Origin of the sequence: Cupriavidus sp. D384 (assembly GCF_001652915.1) — a bacterium.
Classification (GTDB): domain Bacteria; phylum Pseudomonadota; class Gammaproteobacteria; order Burkholderiales; family Burkholderiaceae; genus Cupriavidus.
Genome location: NZ_BBQI01000024.1, coordinates 63,015 through 88,192 on the forward strand (window position 1 = coordinate 63,015; position 25,178 = coordinate 88,192).

Below are 25,178 nucleotides of genomic sequence, written 5' to 3' on the forward strand. Positions count from 1 at the left end.
GCGTCTCTCGCTGAAATACCGCTGTGGACCCCTGCAAAAAAAACTACAAATCCACGACCGTCCGCTCCTTGCTCTGATGGCATACGGATGCTTCAAACGGTTGTAGGGAGCCTATCCAGCGCTCCGAGCGTTTCACAAGACCATTTTTCGAAGACTTGCTCTAAATTGCAAGCCCCTGCCGCGCACCGCGTTGCCTGGCAGGAATCCGGTCACGTCATGATGGTCTTGCGCATCGCAGAGGCATTCTGCGCCGTCAATGCGAACACTGACAACTGGGGATTGGCACCAATGCTTGTCGGAAATGCCGAACCATCGAACACGTACAGATTCTGCAGATGATGATGGCGTCCGGCACTGTTCACCACACCGCGCGCAGGGTCTTCGCTCATCGCGCAGCCGCCCATCAGGTGGGCGCTGAACAGCAGCACGCGGAATTTCTTCAGGGGCAGATGGCCGATGGCCTCGCGCGCCTGCGCCCAGGTCGTGTAGGAATTGCCATCGAGATGGGCTGGTCTCACGCGCCGGGCGCCGGCCGCAAACTGGGCCTCGGCCATGCTCAGGTAGGCACGCCGCACGCCATCCCATACGTAGTCGCTCACTTCATAGTCCAGCACGGGGCTGCCGTCGTCTGCAATTTTTACGCGTCCGCCCGGACTGTCCGACACGAAACCATCGCGCAGCAGGGCCAGCATGGCGTTGGTATACGGCAACGCGGCCATCTCGCGTTGCAGTGCCTGGCCCAGGCCATTGAAAACGCCGGCACTGATGCCCGGGAACATCGGCGGTACTTCGAGCTTGTACCCCATCGGGCCTGTCGCACCGTCGCGCCACTGGAAATGGTCCGAAGCCACCGATTGCGGCGCTCCATAATATGGATCAATTTTCTCCGGCATTTCGGCGATGCTTAAATTCACCGGATGAATAAACGTGCGCTGGCCGATCCGCTCATGCGGATCGGGGATGCGCGACCGCAGCAGCAGTGCGGGCGTGTTGATGGCCCCGCCGGCGGCAATCACGTACCTGGCCCGAACACTGACGCTGACGCCGGTCGGCGTGTAGCCGTCCTGTCCCAGGGCATCGCCGGTCAGGCCGCGCACGGCCTTGCCGTCATGGTCGATGGTGCGCACGCGCAGCCGGTGCACCAGCGTGGCGCCGCGCGCCAGCGCGTTTGGAATGGTCGACACCAGCATCGACTGCTTGGCGTTGACCGGGCAGCCCAGCCCGCAATAGCCGGAATTCCAGCAGCCCTTCACGTTGCGCGGAATCACGTGCCATTCCCAGCCCAGCCTTTCACAGCCACGCCGCAGCACCGCGTTGTTGGGATTCGGGTCCATCGCCCATGGCGCCATGCCCAGGCGTTCCTCGATCTGCGCGAACCACGGGGCCATGTCCGCCTCGCCGTGGCCAGTGACTGCGTGTTCGGCGGCCCAGTGCGCCAGGGTCTGCGGCGGCGTGCGGAAGCTCGATGACCAGTTCACCGTGGTGCTGCCGCCCACGGCGCGGCCCTGCAGGATGGAGATGGCGCCATCCGACGTGGCGCGTGCAGCGGCCTCCTGGTACAGATCGCGATAGGCGCGCGCTTCGTCCATGTCCCGGAAGCTGTCGGACGTATGCAGCCCGCCCTCTTCCAGCAGCAGCACCGTGAGCCCTGCGTCGCTGAGCACCTCGGCCGCGATACCACCGCCTGCGCCGGTGCCGACGATGGCGACATCGGCTTCGAGCGTGCGGGGCGCGGTGAACGTGGCGGCGTCGAGCACCTTCCAGCCGGACGCGATGCCGGCGCTGTAGATATCGTTGATCGGCATGTGGAATTCCGCTGCGGGCCTAGCTGTGAAGGGCGCGGTAGACCGCGGGATTGGGGCCGGGATAGCCGCTGGCCGCCCAGGTGTCAGGCAGTACGAAGTAGGCCACGCTGGTCAGCTTTACCAGCACCACGCCGCCGGCATTCAGCGTGGCAAAGCGGCTGCCGCGCCAGCGCGCCAGGAAGGCGGTCACCTGTTCGGGCGTGGCCTGGTCCCACGAAGCCCGTACGCCAGCCAGGGCCCAGCGCAGCGGCGTGCTGGCAAGCAGGTCCAGCAGCTTGCGAAGTTCGTGCTGGCCGTTCTGGCCCATGGCGGCAATCGTGCTGTCGACGTTCCTGATGGCAGCGTCGATGCGCTGGCGACGCGCGGTGGTGTCCAGTGTCTGGAGGTCGATCGCCACGGCCGGCAGCAGCGCGGCAAACAGCGCGACATCGGCGGGCCGCAGGAAGGCCATGCCGGATTGCGGCGGTGTGTCCGCCGGCGAGCAGCCGGTCAGCGCGGGCAACAGCGCCGAGCAGGCAATGGCCGCCGAGAAGCCCGCGCCCACTTTCAGGAACAGGCGGCGCGACGGATCAGGCGATGGATGCGGCTCGGGCGGTGCGGCAGCGTGGGCAGGCGTGGGCATGGTGTCTCCGTGACGGGTTTTTCGGTGCGGCTCTGGCGGCCGATGGCGTGGCCGCGCAGCGCCGGGTACGTCCCCAGCGTGGCGGCGTTGCGATTCTGCCGAAACGCCCAAAACTATTTCGCACTGGCGCATGGGTTTCAAACGCACGACTGACCACCGCGCCCGCTGCCGGTCTTTCGGCACGAACGCCGTTTAATGTGCCGTATACGACACTGGAAATGCGCCAAAAATAGAGCAATCCTTCAAACCGTCGCATTGACCGGCCAGATACCGGTGCCTACGATGACATCGTTCAATGTCACGATCAACGGTGTCAATGAGATAGTCGTGGAACGACGATGACTCGTTGCCCCGCACTGGAAAGCGGCCCCATGAATGCATCCCCGGACCTGCAGGCTCATCTTCCGACCGAAGCGGAGCAGGCATGCGATATCGCCATCATCGGCAGCGGATTTGCCGGGCTCGGCATGGGTATCCGCCTGAAGCAGTCCGGCGTCGATGACTTCCTGATCTTCGAGAAGGCCGATGCGGTGGGCGGCACCTGGCGCGACAACCACTACCCGGGGTGCGCCTGCGACGTGCAATCGCATCTCTATTCGTTCTCGTTCGCGCCCAACCCCGACTGGTCGCGCATGTTCTCGACCCAGCCCGAGATCCGCCTCTACCTGGAACACTGCACCGACCGCTTTGGCCTGCGTCCGCACCTGCGGCTGGGCCATGAACTGGCGCACGCCGAATGGGACGCGCCCGCCGCGCTCTGGCGCCTGCAGATGCGCGATGGGCGCCGCGTGCGCGCCCGTGTGCTGGTCGCGGGCATGGGCGGCCTGAGCCGGCCGTCGATTCCCGATATCCCCGGGCTCGATCGCTTCGCCGGCACCGTGTTTCATTCGCAGCAATGGCGCCATGACTATCCGCTGGCCGGCAAGCGCGTGGCCGTGATCGGCACTGGTGCCAGCGCCATCCAGTTCGTCCCGCAGATCGCACCGCAGGTGGCGCAGCTCGACCTGTATCAGCGCACGCCGCCGTGGATCATGCCCAAGCCCGACCGTGAAGTGACGGGCACGGAGCGCTGGCTGTTCCGCCATCTGCCCTTCACGCAGGCGCTGATGCGCACCAGCCTGTACTGGATGCTCGAATCGCGCGTACTTGGCTTCGTGGTGCATCCGAAGCTCATGAAGGCCGTGGAACGCGTGGCGCGCCGCCATCTGAAAAAGCAGGTGCGCGACCCAGCGTTGCGCCGGACGCTGACGCCGAACTACACGATCGGCTGCAAGCGCGTGCTGATCTCGAACGACTACTATCCAGCGCTCTTGCGCAGCAATGTCGATGTGGTGACCACCGGCATCGATCACGTCGAGGCCGATGCCGTGGTGCTGCGCGACGGCACGCGCCGGGCCGCCGACGCGATCATCCTTGGCACCGGCTTCCACGCCACCGATCCGCTGCCGCGCGGCGTGATCGTCGGCCGCGATGGCCGCGACCTGCTCGATGCCTGGCGCGATGGCGCCGAGGCGTACCTGGGCACCACGGTGGCCGGCTTCCCGAACCTGTTCCTGATCGTCGGCCCCAACACGGGACTGGGCCACAGCTCGATGGTGTTCATGATCGAGTCGCAGGTGCGCTACGTGCTCGATGCGCTGCGCCAGATGCGCCAAGAGCGCGTGCAGGCCGTGGACGTGCGCCCGCCGGTGCAGGCGGCGTTCAATCGCGGCATCCAGCAGAAGCTCGGGCACGCGATCTGGGCCGCTGGCGGCTGCGCAAGCTGGTACATCGATCCGCGCAGCAACAAGAACACCACGCTGTGGCCGGGCTTTACGTTCCAGTTCCGCCGCGCCACGCAGTCGTTCCGCATGAGCGACTACGAACGCTGGCCCGTGCGCCACACCAGCGTCGAACCGCTGGCGGACGCCGCGCATGCCGGGCCGATCCGCGCCTGAAGCCAGCCGTTGTCCGCTCCCACCCCGCAAGTCACCAGACGCAAGACGCAAGACGCAAGACGCAAGACGCAAGACGCAAGACACAAGACACAAGACCAGAGGAGACACGCATGAAGGATTTCCGCAACAGGGTTGCCGCGATCACGGGCGCCGGCTCGGGCATGGGCCGCTGCCTGGCGACGCAGCTCGCGCAGGCGGGCTGCCACGTGGCGCTGTCCGATTGCAACGAAGCCGGGCTGGCGCAGACGCTGGCCGACGTACAGCGCCTGGCGCCGGACGTGCGCGCCACCATCGCCACGGTCGACGTGGCCGATCGTGCGGCAGTCTATGCCTGGGCCGATGCCGTGGTGCGCGACCACGGCCATGTGAACCTGATCTTCAACAACGCCGGCGTGGCGTTGTCGAGCACGGTCGAGGGCATGAGCTACGACGACCTTGAATGGATCATCGGCATCAACTTCTGGGGCGTGGTGTACGGCACCAAGGCCTTCCTGCCGCACCTGAAGGCCAGCGGCGAGGGCCACGTGATCAATACGTCCAGCGTGTTCGGCCTGTTCGCGCAGCCGGGCATGGGCGCCTACAACGCCAGCAAGTACGCGGTGCGCGGCTTCACCGAAGCGCTGCGCCAGGAACTGGACCTGATGGACTGCGGCGTGTCGGCCACCACCGTTCACCCGGGCGGCATCAAGACCAATATCGCGCGGGCCAGCCGGGTATCGCCCAGCGTCAACGGCCTGCTGGTGCGTGACGCCCAGCAGGGACGCGAGGAATTCGAGAAGTTCTTCATCACCACGGCCGACAAGGCTGCGCGCGTGATCCTGGACGGCGTGCGCGCCAACAAGCGTCGCGTCCTGATCGGGCCCGATGCTGTGGCCGCCGATGCGATGGCGCGCCTGCTGCCGGCTGCCTACCAGTCGCTGGTGGTGCGCGAGACGCGACGCAAGCGCAAGCAGCTTGTACCGGATGCCGCCACGGCACCGGCACGCGGCGGAGAGCGCGCATGACGCGCGCCGCGCTGTCGCGCGAGGCCGCGTTGCAGTCGCCGCCGGGCACGTTCACGCGCTGGTTCGGCCAGGGCCGTGTGGGCCTGGTCAGCCTGTCGCGCGACACGCTGGCGCGCCGCCATGCGCTGCCTGCGTCGCGCTGGATCCAGGTGATGGGCGCGCTCGTGCATTACACCGAGGAAGGGGTGCCCGAGGGCGAGCCGCTGGTGCTGATCCATGGTTTCGGCGCATCGCTGCACACATGGGAAGGGCTGATGCCCGCGCTGCGCCAGCGCTATCGCGTGATTCGCCTGGATCTCGCGCCGTTTGGTCTGACGGGGCCGCTGCATGATGCGCGCGGCCGCATCGCGACGATGGATATCGACGCCTACCGCAGCTTTATCGACGGCTTCCTGGCCGCATTGAACCTGTCGCGTGCCACGTTCATCGGCAACTCGCTGGGCGGACTGATCGCATGGGATCTCGCCGCGCGCCGCCCGGCCATGGTGAACCGGCTGGTGCTGATCGACGCGGCGGGCTTTCCGATGAAGCTGCCGATCTATATCGACCTGTTCCGCCACGCGGCGGTGCGCTGGTCGGCGCCGTGGCTGCTGCCCGAGTGGATCATCCGCGCGGCCACGCGCGATGTGTATGGCGATGCGACGCGCGTGCCCGAGGCCACGTTTCGCCGCTACGTCGATTTCTTTTACGCAGCAGGCAGCCGCGAAGCGGTGGGCCGCATGGTGCCGAAGCTCGATTTCGATCAGCTCGACACGGAGCGGCTGCGCGGCGTGCGTCAACCCACGCTGGTGCTGTGGGGAGACCGCGACCGCTGGATCCCGCCCGCGCATGCCGCGGAGTTCGCGGCGCGTATCCCCGACGTGACGCTGCACCGCTATGCGGGTCTTGGCCATGTGCCGATGGAAGAAGACCCGCAGCGCGTGGCGGCCGACCTGCTGCGTTTTCTGGACGGTGCCCGCGTGGTGCCAACCCCCCAGCCTCAGGAGTCCACATCATGATGCCAGTCCGCCGAGACGTGCATCCCCACCTCCCGCCGGAACGCATCTGCGACTGGCACGAGCGCGGGCAGCACGTGACCCATTTCATCAACGCCCTGTCGATCTTCTTTCCGGCCGGCGAACGCTTCTTCATGGACAGCGTGCGCAACTACCGCGACCGCGTGACCGACCCCGAACTCAGGCAGGCCGTGGCCGGCTTTATCGGGCAGGAAGCCATGCACACGCGCGAGCACATCCTCTACAACCGGCTGCTGGACGATGCGGGGCTGCCCGCGTCAAAACTCGACAATGCGGTGGCGAAGCTGCTGAACCTGCTACGCAGGATCCTGCCAAAGTCGTGGCAGCTGGCCCACACCATCGCGCTCGAACACTACACGGCGATGCTGGCCGGCGGCATGCTGTCCGACCCGCGCCACATGGGCGAGTCCGCGCCCGGCTACCGGCAGGTGTGGACGTGGCACGCGCTGGAGGAAACCGAACACAAGGCCGTGGCCTACGACGTCTGGAACACGGTGATGAAGCCGGGGCCGTATCGATATTTCCTGCGTACGTTCACGATGCTGACCACCACCGTCACGTTCTGGGCAATGGTGTTCGTGTTCCACGTGCGGCTGGTGATGGCCGACAGGACGTGCCGCAACAAGCTGTTGGGCTTCGGCCGCGTGGTGAACTTCCTGTGGGGATCACCCGGCGTGCTGCGCAAGATGATTCCGGAATGGTTCGATTACTTCCGCCCGGGCTTCCATCCGTGGGACGAGGACAACCGTGCCGAACTGAACCGCATCATGCCGTTGATCGCCGAAATTGAAGATACGGCTATTCGCGCAGGAGCGAGTACGCGCGCGCCGTCGATTCGCAGTGCCGTGTAACTGACGATTGCCGAGGGGGATTGGCCTCTCCCGTGCGCGGGAGGGGCATGTCGTCATCGGGCTGCGGTTATTCGGCAGGCTTGTCGTTCAGGTGTTCGAGAATCGCCGCCACCCGATCACCCAGGTACTTGTTCGCCGAAATTTCCAGCGACCGCATCATCTCGGTCTCCAGCGCCACCAGTGCCAGCGGGCGAATGCGCCAGAGCACGTCGACGATGCGCGGCACTTCCGACGGCGGTGGCAGCTGCCCTTCCCCGAACTTGTCGAGTTCGCGCACCACCATGCCGACGATGCGATCCGACACGGCCTGGAAGTGGCCGCGTGCATGGTCGATGATGTCCAGCACGTCTTCGAGCGGAAAACCGGCGCGGGCCATCTCCGCGCCAGCCGCCAGGGCGCGCGGGCTGCGCGCCAGATAGCCAAAGCCGTCAGGCTCCAGCAATCCCAGCGAGATGGCCTTTGCCAGCGCCGGGCGGGAAATGGCGCGGCCGAACAGCCGGGCCAGTGCCAGGTACGAATAGTGGCGTGGCGCCTCGCTGGTCCACGGGCTGCTGATCGCGGTCTCCAGGCCCAGGATCGAGCGCAGGTCGTGGCCTTCGACAATGGCCTTCAGCAGCTCCATGATGTTGGCCAGCGTATAGCCGCGTGCCAGCAGATGATGGATCAGCCGCAGCCGCCCAAGATGGGTCTGGGTGTAGATGCCCACGCGCCCGCGCCGCTCGGGCGGATCGATCAGGCCGCGGTCCTGGTACGAGCGGATATTGCGTACCGTGGTGCCGGCCGCGCGCGCCAGTTCGTCGATCGTGTATTCGGGAAAGGCGGCGCGGTCCGATGGCGTTGCATCGGACGGGCCGGCAGCGGAGGAGGATGGGCTGGCGCCGCGCTTGGGGGAAGACATGGCGAAAATTCTAACCGAGGCGGCGCAGCGGCATGGGCTTGGAGCAGGTCGCCGCAGCGCATCGTGACAGCGACGTTACAATGCGCCAACAACGTTCCCGGTCCTCATGCATATCCGTTGGCTCGAAGATTTCGTCTGTCTGGCCCAGGCTGGCAGCCTTGCGCGTGCCGCGGAGCTGCGCAATGTCACGCCGCCGGCGTTCGGACGTCGCATGCAGGCGCTGGAAGTGTGGGCCGGCGCACCGCTGATCGATCGCAGCGTGTTTCCCGTGCGGCTCACGCACGAGGGCCGGCAGTTCCTGGAGGCCGCCCAGACCGCGCTGCGCACCCTCGACGACACGCGCGTGGCGCTGCGTGCCGCGCACCGGGCCGATGCCAGCACCATCACCATTGCCACGGGCAAGACCCTGGCCCGTTCGATGGTGCCCGCGTGGCTGGCCGGGCTGCGCGATGCATTGCGTGACGATCCGGTTGGTGCGGGCTTCCGGACGCGGCTGTCCACGCACGCCACGCACGACGCGCTGGAGATGTTCACCGAAGGCGACGCCGACTTCCTGCTCTGCTACAGCCCGCACGACCTGCCGATCATGCTCGACGATGCGCACTACCGTTTCCACGCCGTGGGTGTCGAGCGGCTGGTCTGCGTATCGGCTGCCACGGCGCGCGGCGCGCCCGAATTCCGGCTCCAGAAGCCGAAGGCCGGTGCGCGTCCGGTGCCGGTGCCGATGATCGCCTACGCCGAGACGCTGACCATGGGCCGCATGGTCAACCAGGAAATTGCACGCCGCAAGCTGGCAAGCTGGCTTGATGTGATTGCGGTCAGCGACTTCGCGGAGTCGGTCCACGAGATGGTGCGCCAGCGCATGGGCCTGGCCTGGCTGCCCGCGCGGCTGATCGCCGACGACCTGCACGGGGGCCGGCTGGTGCGGGCCGACCTGCACGGTGGCGACAGCGCCGACCTGGCGCTGGACATCCGCCTGTACCGGCCGCGTGCGCCGATGCGGGCGCTGGCCGAAGCGTTCTGGCAGGCCGCCTCAAAGTAGTGCGTGTGCGCCCTCGCGCACCATTCCCGACCATTGCCGAAACGGCAACCGCTATTGCCAAAGCCGCATGCCGCAGCAGTGCGCGCTCTCTACCATCGCCGGAAAACATTCACAGACCTGCCCGGAGAAATCATGAACCCGATGCTGCGCGCGCTTGCCGCCGTTTCCCTTGCCAGTAGTGCCCTCGTTTCGGCCAGCGCCCTGGCGGCCGGTGGCTATCCGGCCAAGCCGATCACGCTGGTGGTGGGCTACACCGCGGGCGGCAGCGTCGACCTGGTGGCGCGCACCGTGGCGCCCGAACTGGGCAAGCGCCTGGGCCAGAGCGTGGTGATCGAGAACCTGGGTGGCGCAGGCGGCACCATCGGCGCGCAGAAGGTGGTCAAGGCCGAGGCCGACGGCTACACGCTGCTGATGGGTTCGGGCAGCGAGGTGTCGATTGCCCGCCTGACCAATCCGGCCGTGCGCTACGACGGCGAGAAAGACCTGGCGCCGATCACCTTTGTCGGCACCCAGCCGATGGTGCTGGTCGGCAAGCTGCAACTGCCGGCCAAGGACGCCAGCGAACTGATGGCGCTGGCAAAGGCCAAGCCGGGCACGCTGTCGTACGCGTCGTCGGGCGTGGGTACGCCGCTGAACCTGGCTGGCGAACTGATCAAGCAGCAGGGCAAGGTCAATATCACGCACGTGCCGTACAAGGGCGCATCGGCCATGGCCACCGATCTGCTGGGTGGCCAGATCGACCTCGCGGTGATGGTGCTGTCGTCGGCGCTGCCCCATATCCAGGCCGGCCGCGTGCGCGCCTACGGCGTGACGGAGGCCAGGCGCGCCAGCGTGGCGCCCAACGTGCCCGCCCTGGCAGAGACCCCGGCGCTGAAGGGTGTGGATATGGGAGTATGGTTTGGATTGATGGCGCCTGGTGCTACACCGAAGCCAGTTATCGATCGGCTGAATACTGAAATGCAGGCCGTGCTGGCACTGCCGGACGTGCGCAAGAAGCTGGCCGAGGCTGGTGTCGAGGTGCAACCGGCCAATCCGGCCCAGTTTGGCAGCTTCGTGAAGCGCGAAACGGCCAAGTACAAGACGATCGTGCAAGCAGCCGATATCAAGGAATAAAGGCGAGGAATGATGGCTGCGTATTTTCACCATCATTGATAGACGCCAACTATAGTTGCCTCGTCAGGGGCAGCCAAGGAAGTCCAGATGACACAGAGTGCCCCCGCCTTCGACGCCTATCCGGTTGAAGTCGAGTTTCCCGATATCCGCCCCTATGCCGAAGGCAACACGGGCATCGCCTACGTGCATACGTTCGACAGCGGCCTGCCGGGTCCGCATGTGATGATCAATGCGCTGACGCACGGCAACGAGGTGTGCGGCGCAATTACGGTGGCGGGTCTGCTCGATCACGGCCTGCGCCCCCGGCGCGGCCAACTGACGCTGGCGTTTGCCAACGTCGATGCCTATGCCACGTTCGACGCGGCCAGGCCTGACGCGTCGCGCTTTGTCGACCAGGACTTCAACCGCGTGTGGACGGCCGCTGTGCTCGACGACCCGTCGCGCGATTCCTCCGAACTGCGCCGCGCCCGGGCCATGCGCCCGGTCATCGACACCGTTGACCTGCTGCTCGACCTGCATTCGATGCACGAGAAAAGCCGTCCGCTGATCGTATCGGGCCCGCTGGACAAGGGCATCGCGCTGTCGCGCGCCGTGGGGGCGCCGGCAGACATCATCGTCGACGAGGGCCATCCCGAAGGCCGCCGGATGCGCGACTACGCCGGTTTTGGCGATGCCGCCAGCCCGCGCAACGCACTGCTGATCGAATGCGGCCAGCACTGGGAAGCCGGTGCCGTGGACGTGGCACGCGACAGCACCGCGCGTTTCCTGCTCAATGCCGGAATCATCGACCAAGCGGACCTGCCGGCCGGGTGGCTGCGGCCGTTGCCCGCCGCCCAGCGCGTGGTGCGCGTGACCGATCCCGTGGTGGCCAGCAGCATGGACTTCCGCTTTGCGGGCCCCTACACGGGACTGGAAACGTTTGCCGACGCCGGCACCGTGATCGGCTGGCGCGATGGCGAGCCCGTGACCACGCCGTACGCCAACTGCGTGCTGGTGATGCCGTCGCTGCGCCAGCTGCGGCCCGGCGTGACGGTGGTGCGCCTGGGCCAGCTTGAAAGCTGAGTCGCAGCGCGCACAACGAAAGACAACAACAAAAACACTGAAACTGGTTGCAGAGGGGTGTTTCAGCGGCAAGCACCGGCAAGCGGCCCCCACAAGAGGTTGCGTCCGGTGCCCGTTTTTCCTGTCATGCCGTGATATATGTCGGCGATAGCTAGATTAAGCATTTCTTTAATTCAAGGGCGTTGTCGCGTCATCCGATAACTGCGATGTGACGATCTGCCGTCAGAGCAGACGTTGCCCGTGCGTCACAACGGCGCATGGCGTTATTCACGGAGCGCCCCTTGTCTTCTACCTCTTCCCTTACCCTGCCCCAGCAGGCAGCGGCGGGCCGCGTGCGCGCGCTCGCCGGCAGCTGGAGCATCGGCACGCGCATTGCGCTGGTTGTGCTGGCTGTTCAGATCATTGCCTTCTGCGCGTTCTCGCTGGCGCTGTCGCTCAGCAGCATGAACCAGCTCGAATCACAGGCCCGCGACGCCATCAGTGCCGAAAGCCAGACCCTGCGCGAACTGGTGGCCCAGCTCGATGACACCATGCTGCAGGAGGCCGACCGCTTCCTGCTGAACTTTGCATCGGTGCTGCCCGGCCCGTACGCGGTGGACCCGTCCCAGTCCATCGAAGTGGCCGGCAAGCCCACGCCGGCCTTTCGCAGCGGCGACCTGCTGCTGAACAACAGTTTCGAAGTGCCGGATCGCTTTTTCGCCAATACCGGCGGCGTCGTGGCAACCGTGTTCGCGCGTACCGGCGATGACTATATCCGCGTGACCACGTCGCTCAAGAAGCAGGACGGACAGCGCGCGGTGGGTACGCTGCTGGACCGCTCCAGCCCGGCCTACGCGGCGGTGGCGTCGGGCAAGTCGTACCGGTCGCTGGCCTGGCTGTTCGGCAAGCCCTATATGAGCAAGTACGAGCCGGTGCGCGATGCCGGCGGCAAGATCGTTGGCGCGCTGTATGTGGGCGTGAACGTCGAGGCCGAACTGGCCGCACTGAAGAATCGCATCCGTCGCAAGACGATCGGGGCCGATGGTCAGTTCATCGTCATCGACGCCAAGGCTGGCGCCGACCAGGGCAAGGTCATGGTGGACCGCTCGGGCTCCGAAGGCACGGTGCAGATCGACGCGAAGGATGCCGACGGCAAGCCGTGGATTCGCGACATGATTGCCGCCAGGGACGGTGCCGTGGTCGGCACGGTAGCCATCGGCAACAGCGCTCCCGCCGAGCGGCTGACCGCGTTCGTGACCTATCCCGACTGGCAATGGCTGATCGCGGGCACGGTGCCGATGGCTTCGCTGCGCGATGAACTCGTCGCCAGCCGCAACCGCTTTCTGGCGTTCGGCCTGCTGGTCGCGCTGGCGGTGTCGGCCGCGTTCTGGTGGCTGCTGCGCCGGATGGTCAGCCATCCGCTGGGCGAGGCCGCCGACGCGGCAGGGCGCCTGGCCTCGGGCGACCTGACCACGCGGCTGGATACCCGCCGCAACGACGAGATCGGCCAGCTGATGCGCGCCATCGACGGCGTGGGCCAGGGCCTGACCGGCATCGTCGACAAGGTACGCGGCAGCATTGGCGCCATTGCGGGCAGCACCAGCCAGATTGCCAGCGGCAACGCCGACCTGTCCGCGCGCACGGCGTCGCAGGCCGGCAGCCTGGAGCGTACCGTTGCCAGCATCGAGCAACTGTCCGCCGCGGTGAAGCAGAACGCCGACAATGCGCACGACGCCAACGCGGCCGTGGCCAGCGCCGCCGATGCAGCGCGTTCGGGCGGCAGCACCGTGGGTCGCGTGGTCGGCACGATGGCCGATATCCATCGCAATGCGCAGCAGGTGGTGGACATCATCGGCATGATCGACGGCATTGCCTTCCAGACCAACATCCTGGCGCTCAACGCCGCCGTGGAAGCGGCCCGCGCGGGCGAGCACGGGCGCGGCTTTGCCGTGGTGGCGGGCGAGGTGCGCAGCCTGGCGCAGCGCAGCGCCAATGCGGCGGGCGAGATCAAGCAGCTGATCGAACGGACCGTGGCCGATCTGAAGAGTGGCAACGAGGCCGTGCAGCAGGCCGGCACGGCCATCGACGATGTGGTGCGCCGCGTGGAAGGCATTGCGGCGCTGATGGGCGACATCAGCGTGGCGTCGCGCGAGCAGTCACAAGGGCTGGCCCAGGTCAGCGGCGCGGTGGCCGAGATGGACGGTGTCACGCAGCAAAACGCGGCCCTGGTGGAAGAAGCGGCCGCAGCGGCCGAGAGCCTGCATCACCAGGCGCAGGAACTGCGCCAGGCGGTGGAGGTATTCCGGCTGGCCTGACCAGCCCTGCCGGAGTCGACCCTGCGGCCGTCAGGCCGCGGGGGCTGCGGCCGGTGCCGGGGCGGGCGACGCCTGTGCCGGCGCCGGCTGGGGCTTCAGACCCGGGAACAGCCGGTCGACCAGTTCGTCGATCTTGGCATCGGGCTGGATCAGGTGGCTCAGGTTGATGCCGCCCGCGCTGCGGTTGGCGTTGAACACGGCCTTGCCCACGCGTTCGCCGTTGCGGAACACGGTGATGTCGGCCGACACCAGGAACGGCGTGACGAAGGTCTGGCGCTGGGCCGTGTAGACGGCCGTCATCGGGCACGATGCCACCGACGAATGCGGCGGCAGCATCTTGACCTCGAAGTTGCGCGCCCGCAGCGAATTGGCAAAGTCGTCGATATAGGCGTTGCCATTGACCTGGTGGGTGATCACGCAGAACAGTGCGCCATCGGCGCCCACTACGCGGTTGCCGTCCACGCGGAACTGCGCCGGGCCGCCATAGGCTCCGTTCTGGTAGCCGGCGATCGGGTCGACCTGGTCTGCGCGGTCGACCGGCGTCACGCTCTGGTAGGTGGAACAGCCCGTGGCCAGCAGGGCCAGCGTGGCGGCTATCGTTGCTCTCTTCATCTTGGATCCTGGATGCGCGTCGGCGAGGGTGCCGGCCGTCCGGATCCGCTTCGGGCCAGGAGCTTCGAGAGGCGGGTCAGGGACGCATTGCCGGCAGCATGCCTGCGTAATGTAGGCGTGCCGGCGGGCAGTCAATGCGTGGAACAGCGGGGGACAGATGCCGCAAATCGCGAAAGTGATTGATGAAGCATCTGCGCGGTATCCGCTGGCCGATCTGCCAGATCAGTTGGCGCCGCCCCGGATCAGGCACTCGGACAGCAGCGGCGTGCCGCCTTCGGCCTGCCCGGCGCCTGTGCATTCCACGGCCACCTTCTGGCCGCGCCGGACCATCGTGGCACGCGCTTCCACTTCGCAGGCGCGGGTGCCCGGGCCGCAGATCTGCTGGCGCAGCAGCGCCGCGCGGACCACTTCGCCGGGATTGTCGGTGCGGATTTCCAGCATCAGGTTGTCGCCGTCGCGGCGCACGCCGCTGGCTATGCCTTCGACGATGAAGTAGCGGCCGCGATAGCGGTCGTCTGCTGCCACCGCGTCGTTGCGATAGTCGTCTGCCAGGCCTTCGGCCTGATACTGGGGGAGCCGGTCGGCGGGACGGTTCGGATCGATGCTGATCGGGTCGAGCGTGCCGTTGCGCGGGATGCCGCGCGGCAAGCTGGCGGGTTCGTCGGGGGCGGCGACGGTGGCAACCGGCGCCACGTCGTGCTTGTCATTGCCAACGAACCACAGCAGGAAAAGGACGACGACGGCAACAACGGCGATAAGGGTTTGTCTGGTGCGGCTCAACATCGGGCGGGCTTCTGGGGCGACTGGATCTTCAGGGACTTCGCAAGGGACTGCTGGACGGCGAAGTCCGCCAGTGTAGCGCGCCTGACGCCGCGTCAGCCTTCCGGGAGCAGCCGGGCCCGCGTGGCGGCCAGAATTTCGTTCGAGAGCGGCGTGCCTTGCGTGGCCCGCGACAGGATCAACGCGCCGGCCAGCGTAGCCATCTGCGCCAGGGCGGCACTGCGGCGCGCGTCGGCAGCGGCGTCGGGCTGCACGTCGGTCAGGATGTCGACCAGCGCTTCCAGCCCTTGGTGGAAGGCGGCACGCACCGGCTTGTCGTCGGACTCGCGCGCCACATCGTTGGCCAGCGCCGCCACCGGGCAGCCGGCACCGGCATTGTTGCGATTGCGGGCGGACAGGTAGCCATCGATCAGCGACGACAGTGCGGTGGCATGGTCAGGCGCCTCGCCGACACGCTTGCGCCAGCGCGCCTCGGACTCTTCGAATGCCCGGGTGCAGGCGATGGCCGCAAGCGCATCCTTCGATTCGAAATGGCCGTAGAAGCCGCCATGCGTGAGCCCCGCGGCGCCCATCAGGTCGGCCACGCTGATGCCGTGGAAGCCCTGCTCGCGAAACAGCCGCGAGGACACCTGCTCAATGATGGCGCGGTTCTTCTCCGCTTCCGCTTTCGATACGCGCGGCATGATCTGCTCCAGATGGCGATGTGGCCGATGGTCCGCCACATCGTCATGCAAGTCAACGCGCGGGCATGGAGGCTTCCTTCGCTTGCGATGCCGTCGACGCATCACACGATGGTCGGCCCCTGGCTGCCAAGCGCAGCAAGATACTGCGTCGCGCTGTACGGCGTGGGCTGTCCACGCTGTGCGAGGAAGTAGTGGCGCACGATCTCGCCCTGCTGTTCGAGCTTGTACTGTCCGAGCGCCTTGCCCGGTTCCAGCCGGTACCGGTACTGGTTGAAACCGCAGAAGTGCCGGACCTGCTCCAGCCCACCACGCAGCAGCACGTTGATGCCTTGCTGGTGCTGCCAGACATGTGTCATCTCGTGGATAAACAGTCCCTGCAACGCCAGGCCAGCCACACTGAAGTCATCCAGCCCGCGCAGCTTCCGGCCCAGGTAGATATGGCCATTGGGCGTGATGATGTAGTTGTCACCCTGCCAGAAGACGTAGTTGCGATGGTGCACGCGGACGGCGGCGTAGTCGATGGTATCGGCGAAGACCGAGCGGGCGATCGATTGCTCGCCGGGAGTGAGGGGGCGCCCGGCAAGCGCCCCCGGAGGCTGCAGGCCGCTCACTTGCCGATACAGAACCGCGTAAAGATTGTCCCCAGCAGGTCGTCGCTGGTGAATTCGCCCGTGATGCTGTTCAGGTGGTCCTGTGCAAGTCGGAGTTCTTCGGCGAACAGATCCAGGGCCTGGGCGTTCTGTTCGGCGCGTTCCACGGCGCAGTCCAGGTGCGATTGGGCGTTGCGCAACGCGGTGAGATGGCGCTCGCGTGCCAGGAACGTGCCCTCGTTGCCAGACTGCCAGCCGATCAGGCGCAGCAGTTCCCGGCGCATCAGGTCGATGCCGGCGCCGGTGCGCGCCGAAATCCAGATTTCGGTGGGGTTGGGGCCGTTGGCCGCCACCACGTGCGGGCGGTTGCCGCCGAAGCCCATTTCGCCAGCCGATGGCGCCATGTCGATCTTGTTGACCACGCGCACGATTGGCGACCCGGGCGGGAGCTGGCCGCTCAGGCGATCGTCGATGTGATCGTCGATTTCCGAGATGCCGTGTTCGAGGTAGTCGGCCGCGTCCACCAGATGCAGCACGATGTCCGCGCGCCGGATTGCGTCCCAGGTGCGTTCGATGCCGATGCGCTCCACCTCGTCGGCAGCGTCGTCGCGCAGGCCGGCGGTGTCGATGATATGGAGCGGGATGCCGTCGATCTGGATGGTCTCGCGCACGCGGTCGCGGGTGGTGCCGGCGATCGGCGTGACGATGGCCAGTTCCGCGCCCGCCAGCGCATTGAGCAGCGACGACTTGCCAACATTCGGTTGCCCGGCCAGCACGACCGACAACCCTTCGCGCAGCAGCGATCCCTGGCGCGCCTGCTTGAGCACGCCGGCCAGGCTTGCGCGAATGCGCGTGAGCTGGCCGCGGGCGTCGGACGCTTCCAGGAAGTCGATTTCCTCCTCGGGGAAGTCGAGCGTGGCTTCCACCAGCATGCGCAGGTGGATGACCTGCTCGACCAGCGCGTGGATGGCCCGCGAGAACTCGCCTTCCATCGAGCGCGCGGCCGAACGTGCGGCGGCCTCGGTGCTGGCTTCGATCAGGTCGGCCACGGCTTCGGCCTGGGCCAGGTCGAGCTTGTCGTTCAGAAAGGCGCGGCGCGTGAATTCGCCGGGCTCCGCCACGCGCAGGCCGATATCCTTGCCGGCTTCCAGGCACCGCGCCAGCAGCATCTGCATGACCACCGGGCCACCGTGGCCCTGCAGTTCGAGCACTTCTTCGCCGGTGTAGGAATTGGGTGCCGGAAAGTACAGCGCCAGGCCGTGGTCGATGACCTTGCCGTGGCCGTCCAGGAACGGCAGGTAGGTGGCATGGCGCGGCTGCAGCGCGCGGCCGCAGACAGCGCGCATGACGCTGCCGACATCGGGGCCCGATACGCGTACGACGCCGATGCCGCCGCGGCCCGGGGCGGTGGCGATGGCGGCAATGGGAAGCTGGGTTGCAGTCATGTGCAGTATTGTCGCAGATCGCCCTGCGGGCCGGATTGGCTGCGGCTCATGCCGGCGCGTCGCCGGGTGGTTCGACGGACAGGCACTCGCACATCAGCCGGCGCGCCACGGCGCCGTCGATCACGGCGCCCAGTTCCGACTGCCGCGCCACCAGCTTCTTGCGCAGGCGCTTGCGATAGCGGCCAGGCAGGACATCGGACAGTGCCTCGATGGCATAGCGCAGGCGCTTGTTGCCGATGCGCAGCTTGTGGACATGCTCGGTCTTCCCGTCGCGGGCAATGCGGGCCCGCTCGCGAACCTTGTCGCGGGCCTTGCGGATGCGCTTCGGTGCGAAGTTTTCGAGCCGGCCGCTGGCGTCCTGTGCGGCAAGATGCAGCAGGTCGCGTTTCAACGTGGGCAGCGGTGCCTGCCGGTAGCGTGACAATCTTGTCATCATCTCGGCGTGGGCAATCGTGCGCCGGGCCTGGGCGGTCTCGATCAGTCCAACCAGCAGCGCGTCTTCGGGCTGCTTCACCAGCGCCGGGGCCAGGGTCTCGGCGATGAAGACGTCCCAGTCGCGCACATCGCCAGCGGCGTCGGCCACATCGTGCAGGGCCTGCTTCCACCGCGCCTTTACCTGGCGGGACAGCACCGGGCCGAACGCCCACGCCACCGCGCGCAGATGGCGGACGGCAACGCGCAACTCATGGACATCCTCCACCTCGTCGCGATGCTGGAGTGCGTCCAGGCGATCGCGAACCGCCTCCAGGCCCGATTCGCCCAAGGCAACGAACGCGGTGGCGGGACGCATCTTCCGGTGCAGCACGGGCTGACGGCTCATTGCGATGTTTCCGAAGTGGAAAGAGAGTAACTGCGCAACGTCCGTCTAGTGTAGGCGATGGCGCACGCGGCCGCCGTCCGCCGCCGTCTGATTCCTAACGCGTAGCCACGATGAACACGCGCGGGAACGGCAGCAGCACGGTGCCGTCGGCCATCGCCGGAAACACCTTGGCCAGCCTGGCCTCGTACTGCCGCAGGTACTCGGCCTTCTCGGCGTCGTCCAGCGGTGCCAGGAAGGGCCGCAGGCCGCTGCCCTTGAACCATTCGACGATGGCGGCCGGGCCACCCTTGAGCGGATGCTGGTAGATCGTGCGCCAGATATCCACACGCGAGCAGTGCGGCTTGAGCAGTTCGTAATACCAGCGTTCCGATGCCAGCGCGGTGCGGGCATCGGCGGCGGCGGCGAGCTTGGGGGCCCAGGGGCCTTCCAGCGCCGTTTCGCGCATCAGCAGGTGCGGCGGCTCGTTGAGGTTGTCGGGCATCTGCACCGCCAGGCTGCCGCCCGGCGCGAGCTTGCCGATCAGCGACGGGAACAGCCTGGCGTGATCGGGCACCCACTGGAACACGGCGTTGGCCAGGATCACGTCCCAGGGCCCGCCATCGGCCCATTGGGTGACGTCGGCGATATCGAAATGCAGGTTCGGCAGGCGCTTGCGCGCGGCGGCGATCATGTCGGCGTCGCTGTCCAGGCCGGTTACCTCCGCGCTGGCGTACCGGGCGGCCAGCACTTCGGTGGAATTGCCCGGCCCGCAGCCGATGTCGACCACCCGCGTGGCGCTGACGGTGGGGATGGCCCCGACCAGATCCCGCACCGGGCGGGTCCGTTCATCCTCGAATTGCACGTACTGGCTGGCCGACCATGTCATGGCGTATCCCCTTGTCCTGTTAATGAGCTTAAGTCTTATATAAGACATAAGACTGCAAGGATACGCCGAAAAAGAAAAACCCGGCTGGCAGCCGGGTTTTTCGGGGGTCGGGTTTGCAACCGGGAGGTCAGCTCTTGGCTACCACCGCGGCCTTGCCCTTGCCGAGCATGCGGTTGATCTGCCACTGCTGGGCGATCGACAGGATGTTGTTCACAACCCAGTACAGCACCAGGCCGGCCGGGAAGAAGAAGAACATGAACGAGAACACCAGCGGCATGATCATCATGACCTTGGCCTGGACGGGGTCCGGCGGGGTCGGGTTCAGTCTGGTCTGCACGAACATCGACACGGCCATCACGATCGGCAGGATGTAGAACGGATCCGGCACCGACAGGTCATGGATCCAGCCCAGCCACGGCGCACCGCGCATTTCCACCGACGACAGCAGCACCCAGTACAGCGCAATGAACACCGGAATCTGGATCACGATGGGCAGGCAGCCACCGAGCGGATTGACCTTCTCGGTGCGGTACAGCGCCATCATTTCCTGGTTCATCTTCTGCGGGTCGCCCTTGTAGCGCTCGCGGACGGCCGTCATGCGCGGCTGCAGGTCCTTCATCTTGCCCATCGACTTGTAGCTGGCAGCCGACAGCGGGAAGAACACCAGCTTGATCAGCACGGTCAGCGCGATGATCGACCAGCCCCAGTTGTTCAGGAAGCCGTGCAGCTTTTCCAGCAGCCAGAACAGCGGCTTGGCCAGGATGGTCAGCCAGCCGTAGTCCTTCACCAGTTCCAGGCCCGGCGTGATTTGCTCGAGCATGCGCTCTTCCTGCGGGCCGGCGAACAGGCGGGCATCGGTGCTCACCGTGGCGCCCGGAGCCAGCTGGCCGAGCGGCTGCTGGATACCCACGCGGTACAGGTTCGGATCGATCTGCTCGGCGTAGAAGCTGTGCTGCTTGCCGTTCTGCGGAATCCAGGCCGAAGCGAAGTAGTGCTGCACCATCGCCACCCAGCCATTGTCGGTGGCGGCCGGCACGGAGGCCTTGCCCTTGGCGATGTCGTCGAACGTGATCTTGTGGTACTTGTCGGCGTTCGTGTAGATGGCCGGACCCGTGAACGTGCTGTAGAACTGCGACTGTTCCACCTTGGTGCCGTCACGTGCCAGTTCCAGGTACAGCGTCGGCGAAACCGGCGCGGTGCCGGCGTTCGTCACGTCGAAGCGTGCGTCGACCACATAGCTGCCCTTGCGGAACGTATAGGTCTTCACGAACTTCACGCCGCCCTTTTCGGCGGTCAGCACGACGTCGAGCTTGTCCTGGCCCGGTGCCAGCGCACGGGCGCCCGGAGCGGCCGTGAACACCGTGGTGTGGTTCGGCAGGTCGCCGCCGATCAGGCCCGAACGGGCCAGATAGGTGCGCTGTGCGTCACGTTCGAACAGAACAACCGGCTTGCCGTCCTTCTCGTGCTCGTTGAGCAGTTCCAGGCGCGACAGGATGCCGCCGGCGGTGTCGATCTCGGCACGCACTTCGTCAGTGGTGACGATGACCTTCTCGCCAGTGGGCTGGGCAGCTGCCTGCGGCGCGCCCGGCACGGCGCCCGGTGCCGACGCGCCAGTGGCGTTGGCCTTGGGCACGTCACCCTGCGCCGTGGCGCCGCTGGCGCCACCAGCCGGGGCGGCCTGCTGTTGCGTGTTGGCGCTCGGGAAGAACATCGACGCGTGGCCGTTGGCGCGCTGCCAGTTGTCGTAGAGCAGCACGAGGGACATCGAGAAGATGACCCACAGGATGGTGCGTTTGATATCCATGTCTCGCTATGGTCTGGGGGAATCAGGGTCTGGGGAGCCGGACCGAGATGGACGGGCGGCCGGATGCGGTGGCTGCGGGAGGCACCGCGGAGGCCTTTCCGTGTACTACAGGCTCGGGCACGGGATCATACCCGCCCTTTGCGAAAGGATGGCAACGGCAGAGTCTGCACGCGGTCATCCACGTGCCACGCGCGGGGCCATGGCTGATGATGGCGTCGCGGGCATAGTCGGAACAAGTGGGCAGGAAGCGGCACTGCGAGCCCAGGTAAGGACTCAGGGCGATCTTGTAGATGCGCAGCAGGGCAAGCAGGATTCGCTTCATGATGATGGTCAGGCTGGCGCGGGCGGCGCGGCAGGTGGGGCCGATGCAGGCGGCTCGCCGTTTGCCGGGACGGTCGGCGCAGGTGGCAGTGGCCTGGCGGCCACATCCAGCAAGCTGCCGAGTTCGGCCTGGCAGGCACGCCGTATGGCCGACCGGCTGGCAAAGTCCGCACGCGGAAACTTTGCCTGCAACCGCAACAGGATATCGCGGCCCGCGAATTGGTCCTGCCGGCTGCGAAACAGTTCCCGCACCATGCGCTTCACGAGGTTGCGCTCGGCGGCGCGGGGCGCGAACTTCTTGCCCACGACGATGCCGAGCCTCGCCTGCGGCTGGCCATTGGCCCGTACGTACAGCACGAAATGCGTGCTGCGACGCCGGGGCCGCAATGCAAAAACGGATGAAAATTCATCCGTCTTTGTCAGCCTCGCGGCTTTGGGGAAGGCATGGGTCGACACGCTGTTCAAAGCTAGCGGACAAGCCGGGCTTCGGCGGCGGCGGTCCTGGCCATCCTGAGTGCGAGGCGCTGGGCCGGACGGCAGCAGCAACGCGGACGGCGAACCGTCACGCTGCCTGCCTTCCGGGCCGGTCGCCCGGCCCTCAGATTGCCAGGCGCTTGCGGCCCTTGGCGCGGCGAGCGTTGATCACGGCACGGCCGCCGCGGGTCTTCATGCGCACGCGGAAACCATGGGTACGCTTGCGGCGGGTAACGGAAGGTTGGTAGGTACGTTTCATGTTGCACTCTCTGGTTGATCCGGGCTTTCCGGGCGCCGGCCGATGCCGGGGCGCCTTGGCCGCCGCGTATGGTTCGCATGGGGCTGCCGCAATGCGGACGCTCGGTATCCACCGAGGTTGCTGCGGCCATGCCGACGATTCTGGTTCTGTCTTGCTGCCGGCCGCCGCTGGCTCAGGCCGAGTGGGCCGGAAGCACTGGCGGGGATCAGGCCGCTTGCCTGATGCCGCACATGTTTACATGTAGCGGTACGGGCCAGACCCGGCGATGCGCATACGTGATCCCCTGCCGCATCGCAGAACCCGCCATTTAACCGATTTTCGTCGCAAGTGTCAAGGCGCCGGATGGCCACTTCCGGCATGCGCGCCACATGTGAAGCGCAAGCCGCCATGAACGCCGGTGCACCATTGTCCACAACAATCGGTGGGTAACTCTGTGGGTATTCCCGGTCACCTATCGGCGGTACCTCCGGGGGTCAAGTCCTTGTTTCCGATGGATTATCGGGTCGCCAAGCCCCTTGTCTGGCGCGGCTTCCGCTCCGGTTGTGCACACAAATCCACTGAATTTTCACAACTTGTCCACAGGGTTATCCTTTGTGGATAACTTGGACCGGGGGGTACAATCCGGGTCCAAACACTACACGGGCCGCGTGGCGCACGCACAACCCGGGACTGCCTGCCTCGGTATACCGCGATGTATACCCATTTGAAACGCCGTTGCGATGCACTGCATTCGTGGACGGTGTATTGCCTTTCGCGTTTGGAAAATGACGCGCAAGGCATGTGCAGGGTCCCGGAACGCAAGCGCCGCGTCTACCCGTGACGTGCCATCGGCGCGATGGCACGGTCACTCAGAAGAACACATGCAAGATTTCTGGCAGGCAGCAGCCGCGCAACTCGAGCGCGAACTGACGCCCCAACAATTCAAAACCTGGATCAAGCCGTTGGCGCCTGTCGCCTTCGACGAGGAAGCGCATGCGCTGCGGATTGCCGCGCCCAACCGCTTCAAGCTCGACTGGGTCAAGAGCCAGTTTTCGGGGCGGATCACCGCGCTTGCGTGCGAATACTGGGAAACACAGGTTAGCGTTCACTTCGTCCTGGACCCCGCGGCCTCGGGCCGTGCGGCCACTTATACGCAACAGGCCATGCAGCAGGGCGGCCACGATGGCATGACGCCCGCTGCAATGGGTACGGGCGGCGCGGGCTATCCCGGCGCATCGGCGGGCATGCCGGGCGGCATGGCCGGCCAGGGGTATGGGCATGCTCCGGCCCCCCATCCGCAACCGCTCCAGGCGGGCGGCTATCACGAGCATGCCGGCCAGCCGAACGGCGGCCAGCCCGGCTACGGCGCGCCATCCAGTCAAATGCCCTACCCGGCCGGCCCGGGTGCCATGCCGCATCGCGGCGCGGCGCCGACCGGGCATCCGCTGCAGGCCGGCGCCAATGTGCCGATGCAGGACATGGGCGACATCGATGTGGCCCAGATGGATGCGTCCGAAGCCAGCGCCCGTTCCTACCGCGTGCCGGTCCAGCAGCCGGCCGTGGCAGGCGCGCAGCCGACCGACACGGTGCACGAGCGTTCGCGCCTGAACCCGATCCTGACGTTCGACAACTTCGTGACCGGCAAGGCCAACCAGCTGGCCCGCGCCGCGGCCATCCAGGTGGCGAACAATCCGGGCAAGTCGTACAACCCGCTGTACCTTTATGGCGGCGTCGGCCTGGGCAAGACCCACCTGATTCACGCCATCGGCAACTTCATGCTGATGGAGAACCCGCGCGCACGCATCCGCTACATCCATGCCGAACAGTATGTGTCGGACGTGGTGAAGGCCTATCAGCGGAAGGCGTTCGACGAGTTCAAGCGGTACTACCATTCGCTGGACCTGCTGCTGATCGACGATATCCAGTTCTTCTCGGGCAAGAACCGCACGCAGGAAGAGTTCTTCTACGCGTTCGAGGCGCTGATCGCCAACCGCGCGCAGGTGATCATCACCAGCGATACCTATCCGAAGGAAATCACCGGCATCGACGACCGGCTGATCTCGCGCTTCGACTCCGGCCTGACCGTGGCGATCGAGCCGCCCGAGCTGGAAATGCGCGTCGCCATCCTGATGAAGAAGGCCGCCGCCGAAAACGTGAGCGTGCCGGAAGAGGTGGCGTTCTTCGTTGCGAAGCACCTGCGTTCCAACGTGCGGGAGCTGGAAGGCGCGCTGCGCAAGATCCTGGCGTTCTCGAACTTCCACGGCAAGGACATCACGATCGAGGTTACGCGCGAGGCGCTCAAGGACCTGCTGACCGTGCAGAACCGCCAGATCTCCGTGGAGAACATCCAGAAGACCTGCGCCGACTTCTACAACATCAAGGTCGCGGACATGTATTCGAAGAAGCGGCCCGCCAACATCGCGCGGCCGCGCCAGATTGCGATGTACCTGGCAAAGGAACTGACGCAGAAGAGCCTGCCGGAAATCGGCGAGCTGTTCGGCGGACGCGACCACACCACGGTGCTGCACGCCGTGCGCAAGATCGCCGACGAGCGTGGCAAGGACGCGCAGTTGAACCACGAGCTGCACGTGCTGGAACAGACGCTCAAGGGCTGATTCGCGGGTTTTGAAGGGCGGCCTTGCCGGGCTGGCATACTACTGGGTGCGCGTCCGGCGGCAAGCGGGCGCCAAAGCAACGGTTGCATCGCGGGAAACCGGCCTCAGATAAGGCTTTGCGGTGAGTCGGGACGAATTGGCGGACGTAGACGCCCGGAGCGTGGCATTTTGTGCACAGCCCGGCGCCCCGCCGGATTCGCCCCGCTTCACCGCAGCGGCTTATCCTTGGTACAATCCGGCATTAACTCTTTGATTCCAAAGTGGAAATTGGATATGGGAGTTTTACC

The 25,178-nt window shown here is 66.3% G+C and carries 23 protein-coding genes; 9 read left to right on the forward strand and 14 right to left on the reverse strand.

Features of this window, described 5'->3' with window-relative positions:
- Positions 1-209 precede the first annotated feature (209 nt).
- Together A9J21_RS09575 and A9J21_RS09580 are read right to left on the reverse strand one after the other, a co-directional pair.
- The gene (locus A9J21_RS09575; RefSeq protein WP_066734552.1) at positions 210-1,805 is read right to left on the reverse strand and encodes a GMC family oxidoreductase; all 1,596 of its coding nucleotides are present in this window, start codon (positions 1,803-1,805) and stop codon (positions 210-212) included.
- 19 nt (positions 1,806-1,824) lie between these two features.
- Entirely contained in the window at positions 1,825-2,427 is a 603-nt protein-coding gene (locus tag A9J21_RS09580) for a hypothetical protein (protein WP_066734556.1), read from the reverse strand.
- Positions 2,428-2,798: 371 nt separating this feature from the next.
- On the opposite strand from A9J21_RS09580, the gene A9J21_RS09585 reads away from it, so the two are divergent.
- The 4 genes from A9J21_RS09585 (at position 2,799) to A9J21_RS09600 (ending at position 7,235) form a co-directional block, all read left to right on the forward strand.
- Positions 2,799-4,364: an NAD(P)/FAD-dependent oxidoreductase gene (locus A9J21_RS09585; protein ID WP_066734574.1), complete on the forward strand. Its 1,566-nt coding sequence runs from the start codon at positions 2,799-2,801 to the stop codon at positions 4,362-4,364.
- Between the two features lie 110 nt (positions 4,365-4,474).
- Positions 4,475-5,368, forward strand: coding sequence for an SDR family oxidoreductase (locus tag A9J21_RS09590; RefSeq protein WP_066734577.1), 894 nt, complete (start codon positions 4,475-4,477; stop codon positions 5,366-5,368).
- Entirely contained in the window at positions 5,365-6,366 is a 1,002-nt protein-coding gene (locus A9J21_RS09595; protein WP_066734578.1) for an alpha/beta fold hydrolase, read from the forward strand. Before A9J21_RS09590 ends, A9J21_RS09595 begins: the two co-directional genes overlap by 4 nt.
- Positions 6,363-7,235, forward strand: a complete 873-nt coding sequence (locus tag A9J21_RS09600; RefSeq protein ID WP_066734581.1) for a metal-dependent hydrolase — start codon at positions 6,363-6,365, stop codon at positions 7,233-7,235. The genes A9J21_RS09595 and A9J21_RS09600 overlap by 4 nt, the downstream gene beginning before the upstream one ends.
- A 67-nt stretch (positions 7,236-7,302) precedes the next feature.
- Here the strand turns inward: A9J21_RS09600 and A9J21_RS09605 are convergent, their stop codons facing one another.
- Positions 7,303-8,133, reverse strand: coding sequence for a MerR family transcriptional regulator (locus A9J21_RS09605; protein WP_066734584.1), 831 nt, complete (start codon positions 8,131-8,133; stop codon positions 7,303-7,305).
- 106 nt (positions 8,134-8,239) lie between these two features.
- Between A9J21_RS09605 and A9J21_RS09610 the strand changes: the two genes are divergently transcribed.
- The 4 genes from A9J21_RS09610 to A9J21_RS09625 all read left to right on the forward strand — a co-directional run bounded on the left by A9J21_RS09610 (position 8,240) and on the right by A9J21_RS09625 (position 13,644).
- Positions 8,240-9,175 (forward strand): LysR family transcriptional regulator, encoded by a 936-nt coding sequence (locus A9J21_RS09610; RefSeq protein WP_066734587.1) that lies wholly within the window; start codon positions 8,240-8,242, stop codon positions 9,173-9,175.
- 132 nt (positions 9,176-9,307) lie between these two features.
- Positions 9,308-10,288 (forward strand): tripartite tricarboxylate transporter substrate binding protein, encoded by a 981-nt coding sequence (locus tag A9J21_RS09615; RefSeq protein WP_066734588.1) that lies wholly within the window; start codon positions 9,308-9,310, stop codon positions 10,286-10,288.
- Positions 10,289-10,375: 87 nt separating this feature from the next.
- Positions 10,376-11,350, forward strand: a complete 975-nt coding sequence (locus A9J21_RS09620; RefSeq protein WP_066734589.1) for a M14 family metallopeptidase — start codon at positions 10,376-10,378, stop codon at positions 11,348-11,350.
- A 281-nt stretch (positions 11,351-11,631) separates the two neighbouring features.
- Positions 11,632-13,644, forward strand: coding sequence for a methyl-accepting chemotaxis protein (locus A9J21_RS09625; RefSeq protein ID WP_231906867.1), 2,013 nt, complete (start codon positions 11,632-11,634; stop codon positions 13,642-13,644).
- A 30-nt stretch (positions 13,645-13,674) separates the two neighbouring features.
- Here the strand turns inward: A9J21_RS09625 and A9J21_RS09630 are convergent, their stop codons facing one another.
- From A9J21_RS09630 to rpmH, 11 genes are all read right to left on the reverse strand, one after another.
- Positions 13,675-14,256, reverse strand: a complete 582-nt coding sequence (locus A9J21_RS09630) for an Sbal_3080 family lipoprotein (RefSeq protein ID WP_066734592.1) — start codon at positions 14,254-14,256, stop codon at positions 13,675-13,677.
- 222 nt (positions 14,257-14,478) lie between these two features.
- Positions 14,479-15,039, reverse strand: coding sequence for an OB-fold protein (locus tag A9J21_RS09635; RefSeq protein ID WP_066734594.1), 561 nt, complete (start codon positions 15,037-15,039; stop codon positions 14,479-14,481).
- A 92-nt stretch (positions 15,040-15,131) separates the two neighbouring features.
- Positions 15,132-15,719, reverse strand: coding sequence for a TetR/AcrR family transcriptional regulator (locus A9J21_RS09640; RefSeq protein ID WP_066734953.1), 588 nt, complete (start codon positions 15,717-15,719; stop codon positions 15,132-15,134).
- A gap of 101 nt (positions 15,720-15,820) precedes the next feature.
- Positions 15,821-16,330 carry a hypothetical protein gene (locus tag A9J21_RS09645; protein ID WP_231906868.1) on the reverse strand — a complete coding sequence of 170 codons (510 nt, stop codon included), beginning with the start codon at positions 16,328-16,330 and terminating at the stop codon, positions 15,821-15,823.
- Positions 16,327-17,754 carry a tRNA uridine-5-carboxymethylaminomethyl(34) synthesis GTPase MnmE gene (mnmE, locus tag A9J21_RS09650; RefSeq protein WP_066734597.1) on the reverse strand — a complete coding sequence of 476 codons (1,428 nt, stop codon included), beginning with the start codon at positions 17,752-17,754 and terminating at the stop codon, positions 16,327-16,329. Before mnmE ends, A9J21_RS09645 begins: the two co-directional genes overlap by 4 nt.
- A 46-nt stretch (positions 17,755-17,800) precedes the next feature.
- Complete coding sequence (locus A9J21_RS09655; RefSeq protein WP_066734599.1) at positions 17,801-18,574, reverse strand: CHAD domain-containing protein; 774 nt, start codon at positions 18,572-18,574, stop codon at positions 17,801-17,803.
- 94 nt (positions 18,575-18,668) lie between these two features.
- The gene (gene tam / locus A9J21_RS09660) at positions 18,669-19,439 is read right to left on the reverse strand and encodes a trans-aconitate 2-methyltransferase (protein WP_066734606.1); all 771 of its coding nucleotides are present in this window, start codon (positions 19,437-19,439) and stop codon (positions 18,669-18,671) included.
- A gap of 127 nt (positions 19,440-19,566) precedes the next feature.
- A complete protein-coding gene (yidC, locus tag A9J21_RS09665) occupies positions 19,567-21,243 on the reverse strand; it encodes a membrane protein insertase YidC (RefSeq protein ID WP_066734609.1) in 1,677 nt (558 codons plus the stop codon).
- A 22-nt stretch (positions 21,244-21,265) separates the two neighbouring features.
- Positions 21,266-21,565 (reverse strand): membrane protein insertion efficiency factor YidD, encoded by a 300-nt coding sequence (yidD, locus tag A9J21_RS30850; protein ID WP_082926323.1) that lies wholly within the window; start codon positions 21,563-21,565, stop codon positions 21,266-21,268.
- Positions 21,566-21,573: 8 nt separating this feature from the next.
- Positions 21,574-22,020 (reverse strand): ribonuclease P protein component, encoded by a 447-nt coding sequence (rnpA, locus tag A9J21_RS09670; protein ID WP_156545761.1) that lies wholly within the window; start codon positions 22,018-22,020, stop codon positions 21,574-21,576.
- 142 nt (positions 22,021-22,162) lie between these two features.
- The gene (gene rpmH / locus A9J21_RS09675; RefSeq protein WP_008650850.1) at positions 22,163-22,297 is read right to left on the reverse strand and encodes a 50S ribosomal protein L34; all 135 of its coding nucleotides are present in this window, start codon (positions 22,295-22,297) and stop codon (positions 22,163-22,165) included.
- Between the two features lie 860 nt (positions 22,298-23,157).
- Between rpmH and dnaA the strand changes: the two genes are divergently transcribed.
- On the forward strand, positions 23,158-24,891 hold the full coding sequence (gene dnaA / locus A9J21_RS09680; RefSeq protein WP_066734614.1) for a chromosomal replication initiator protein DnaA: 1,734 nt from the start codon (positions 23,158-23,160) through the stop codon (positions 24,889-24,891).
- Positions 24,892-25,178: the final 287 nt, after the last annotated feature.